Annotated in this window: 4 protein-coding genes; 1 reads left to right on the plus strand and 3 read right to left on the minus strand. The window is 71.0% G+C overall.

Annotated elements, in window-relative coordinates:
• The 3 genes from B7767_RS30875 to B7767_RS46670 form a co-directional block, all read right to left on the minus strand.
• Positions 1-700 (minus strand): SDR family oxidoreductase (locus B7767_RS30875; protein WP_085575020.1); only part of this gene is annotated, 700 nt, incomplete at its 3' end.
• Positions 701-740: 40 nt separating this feature from the next.
• The gene (locus B7767_RS30880) at positions 741-2081 is read right to left on the minus strand and encodes a sugar phosphate nucleotidyltransferase (RefSeq protein WP_085575021.1); all 1341 of its coding nucleotides are present in this window, start codon (positions 2079-2081) and stop codon (positions 741-743) included.
• 65 nt (positions 2082-2146) lie between these two features.
• Positions 2147-2329 (minus strand): hypothetical protein, encoded by a 183-nt coding sequence (locus B7767_RS46670; RefSeq protein WP_107486420.1) that lies wholly within the window; start codon positions 2327-2329, stop codon positions 2147-2149.
• A 127-nt stretch (positions 2330-2456) separates the two neighbouring features.
• Here B7767_RS46670 and B7767_RS30885 point away from each other — a divergent pair, with 127 nt between their 5' ends.
• Positions 2457-3440: a helix-turn-helix transcriptional regulator gene (locus tag B7767_RS30885; protein WP_085575022.1), complete on the plus strand. Its 984-nt coding sequence runs from the start codon at positions 2457-2459 to the stop codon at positions 3438-3440.
• The last annotated feature ends 134 nt before the right edge of the window (positions 3441-3574 follow it).

The raw sequence follows: 3574 nt of genomic DNA on the forward strand, positions 1-3574 counted from the left end.
AGGTGCGGCCGCCCGCCCAGGCGAGGATCCGGTCCGGGGTGAGCCGCCGGAACAGCGGCGACCAGTCCGCCGGGGCCTCCCCGGGCTCGTTGTAGATCTCGAAGGTCCTGCCCGAGGCCTCGGGCACGCCGATCGCCTGCACGCACGCCTCCGCGACCGCGGTACGGGAGACCCAGCCGTCGCCCCGGTCGTCCTGCTCGAAGCGGACCCGGGCGCCGGCGAACGCGTCGTCGGTCAGCCAGCTCGGCCGGATCACCGTGTACGGGAGGCCACAGGCGCGTACGGCGTCCTCGCCGCGCAGCCGCCAGTCGAGGAGCCGGCCGTAGGCGTTCATCGGGTGCTCGCGGCGGGTCACGAAGATCTGGCTGACCAGCACCACGTGCGGGCGCTCGCCGTGCTCGGTGGCGGCGGAGAGCACGTTGCGCACTCCGTCGTACATGGTGGCCTCGGGACTGTCCGGGCCGGAGTTGGCGGTTCCGGGTTCGACGGCGAACACGACCGCGGAGCAGTCCCGCAGGGCGGGGGCCAGCGTGTCCGCGTACCGTACGTCCGCGCGGTGGAGCTCCACTCCGAGCGGCAGCCGGCCGCGTTGCGGATGCCGGCTCACCACCCGTACCCGGTGGCCTTGCTCGGTCAGCCGGCGCGTGACGAGCGTGCCGAGCCGGCCTGCTCCGCCGACGACGGCGATGGGGTTGTGCATGGGGCCCTCCCTGGTCAGCCTGGGCCGGGGCGAGACGGACTCACACCCAGCGCAGGACGTCCTCGGCGCTCCTCAGTTCGGTCCGCGCGGGCACCCCCGCCAGGGCGGGCACACGCAGGCGGGGATAGACCGTCACCCCGCACAGCCGTGAGCCCGGCCAGAGCACGGCGCCGTCACCGACCGCCGTGTGGCGCTCCAGCCGGATCGGCCGGGTGCGTTCGGAGCGGACCTCGGCCATCGGGCCGATGTAGCTGTCGGCGATGTCGGCGTACGCGCCGATCACCGCGGACTCGCCCACGGTGGAGCGGACCAGGGTGCTGCCCTCGCGGACCTCGGCCCCGTCGCCGACGTCCGCGTTCTCCAGGCGCACCCCCGGCCCTATCTCCACGTCCCGGCCGATCCGGACGCCCGCCCCGATCACCACCGAGCCCTCGTCGATCTTCTGGGCGAGGGTGGTGCCGGTGACGTCGTCCTTCGTCTGCAGGCTGGACTCGTGGATCCAGCGCCGCCGGGCGGTGTCGTCGGGTCGGTCCATCAGACGGTTCATCTGCTCGTACGCGCCGTTGAGCACGAGCCGTACGGTGTCCAGGTAGTCGGGCACGTTGCCCAGGTCGCCGAGGCGGCCGATGGTGTGTGTGGCCACCGGATGGCCGTGGCGGACCAGCCAGGGCAGCAGGTCGCCGCCCCAGTCCAGGCGCTGGTGCGACTGCCGGAACAGCTCCGGCTCCCGTGCGAGCAGCCGCAGCCGGCCGCAGTCCACCAGGTACATCCCGGCGTTGGTGGGGAGCCCGGTGCCGGGTTCCGCCAGGGTCCGCGGGAACAGTTCGCCCAGCTCCGTCAGGCCGGGCTTCTCCACGAAGCCCTGGACCAGGTCCCGTTCGTCGGTGCGCATCACCCCGTACTTGTGGGCGATCTCGGCCGGGGTGCGGGCGACCGCCGCCACCGTGACCAGCGCGTCCCGTGCGTCGTGGGTGGCGTGCAGGGCGCCCAGGTCGAAGTCGAAGAGGGAGTCGACGGGCAGCACGAGCGCGCGTCCCTGCAGGTCCCACTGTTCGAGGTTGTGCAGGGTGGCGCCGGCGGACCCGACGTTGTAGCGGTCGAAGCGCGAGCGCGAGTACGTGATCCGTACGCCGTGGCGTTCGCCGTGGCCGAGCAGCAACTTGATCTGGTTGCGGTTCTCCAGGCCGTGCGTCACCACGTAGAAGCGGCGGATCCCCTGTACCCGGCAGGACTCCAGCACCCACTCGATGAGGCGTCGGCCGACGAACGGGATGAGCGCCTTGCTCCTGATGTAGTCGGCGGACTCCAGGGTGATCGGTTTGGCCCGTTCACCTCGGCCGCCGGCGAGAATGATGCCGATGGTCTCTGCCTTCGTGCTCATCACGCGCCCCCGTGTGTCGAGTGAGTTGCCCGGCTCCCCTGACGGTGTCGGCGTCCTCAGGGGGTTTACGGCCACCCGTCGTCCGGCGGGCCGCCGACCGGGGTCGACTGCGTCGGTGTGGGGCCGGCCTCCTGGGCCGCCGGGGCGGGTACGCCCTGCGCGCCCGATATCTGGACCGCGAATCCCGTCACCAGTGCCGCCGCGAGAATTCCTGCGAATTCCTTCGCGGTCGGCTTCGCTAATTTCATGATTACCCTTCCGTTTGGCGAAAAGCTGTTGTGTTTTCGCCCTTGGAACTATGCCGCAGGAAACCGTCCGTACGGACGTCTGGGTAGCATCGCGATCACGCAGTGCAGAAACCAGAAGGGGGTGTGTATGTGCAGAAATCCGGACATAAGCCCGCAACCCAACGTGGTGGCGCTGTGCGAGAACGGCCTCCGGCGCTACCGCGAGGCCCTCACCAAGGGACCGATAAAGGATGACATTCCGGACTGCTTGATCGAACTGGGGCTGCTGCGCCCGATGGCCGAGGACCCGGCACTGCTGGGCGCCGTGCCTCCCGACATCGCCAGCAACGAGCTGCGGCGGCCCATCGAACGCGCCGTCCTGGTGCAGCAGCACACCATCGCCGCCATCCAGGAGGTCCTCTCCTCCGCCGAGGACGTCTACCGCGAGGAACACCGGGTGTCCGGCACGGCGGTGCGCCTGCTGCGCGGCACCGACGTCATCCGGGCCGCCCTGCGCCAGGCCCGCGACGACTGCCGGGAGGAGCTGGTCACCGCCAAGCCGGGCGGCGCCAGGCCCTCGGACACCCTCGCCCGCGTCCTGGCGGACAACCTGGAACTGCTGGCCAGGGGGGTCAGACAGCGCACGCTGTACCAGCACACCGTGCGCACCCACGGACCGACGCTCGCCTACATCGAGAAGGTCACGGTGGCCGGGGCGCAGATCCGCACCCTCAACGAGGTCTTCGACCGGCTGATCATCTACGACCGGCGCATCGCCTTCATCCCCGACCCGCTGCTCGACCTGGACACCACCGCCCTGGCGATCGAACACCCCGCGATCGTCGCCTACCTGGCCACCGTCTTCGACCACGCCTGGCAGCGCGCCGAGCCGGTCAGCATCTCCCAGGAGCTGAGCAGACCGCCCCTGATGACCGACGAGACCCGCAGGGCCGTGCTCCGGCTGATGGTGGAGGGCCACACGGACGCCGCGATCTCCAAGCGCCTGGGCATCAGCACCCGGACCGTCTCCACCCACATCAGAAAAGCCTCGGAGTCCCTGAACAGCCGGAGCAGAGCCCAACTGGCCTACCTACTGGCCAAGTCGTCCCTCATAGAGGACCCCCACCCCTGACCTCGCCGTCCGCGGGCAGTCGTGCCTCCCCCAGTGCCTCAAGGGCCTGGGAGGTGCCCCCAGCGGCACGGGTGGGCGCGACGGCATCCCGCGAACGCCGGGCCGCGCAACCCCCCCCCCCCCCCCCCCCCCCC

Origin of the sequence: Streptomyces sp. 13-12-16, from assembly GCF_002114215.1 — a bacterium.
Classification (GTDB): domain Bacteria; phylum Actinomycetota; class Actinomycetes; order Streptomycetales; family Streptomycetaceae; genus Streptomyces.